This window comes from Parachlamydia acanthamoebae (genome assembly GCF_000875975.1).
GTDB lineage: Bacteria > Chlamydiota > Chlamydiia > Chlamydiales > Parachlamydiaceae > Parachlamydia > Parachlamydia acanthamoebae.
The window spans coordinates 1-249 of the sequence record NZ_BAWW01000024.1 but is presented as its reverse complement, the minus strand read 5'-3'; the positions used below and the strand labels follow the sequence as shown (position 1 = coordinate 249).

Below are 249 nucleotides of genomic sequence, written 5' to 3'. Positions count from 1 at the left end.
TGTCCTTCTCAAATAAGGTGGCAAAATCGCACTTGTGAACTTGCCATTGTCTCTATGTCTTATTCTAGGCTGGCGAATTGCAATTGGGCCAAGACCGGTTTGAATGTTTTTTTCTGGTAAGTAACCATTTCTTACTGCAGGAGATTGATGGGTAGATTCTTTCGATTGTTTGTAAAGTTCCAGATATTCTTGTACTTCAAATTCAATAGCTTGCTGTAACAATTTTTGAGCCCCTTTACGAAGAATTTC

Annotated in this window: 1 protein-coding gene; it reads right to left on the bottom strand. The window is 38.2% G+C overall.

Annotated features, from left to right (window positions below):
- Positions 1-249, bottom strand: a 249-nt coding sequence (locus AOM43_RS06215) for a transposase (protein WP_193374857.1), incomplete at both ends; no start/stop codon positions are given.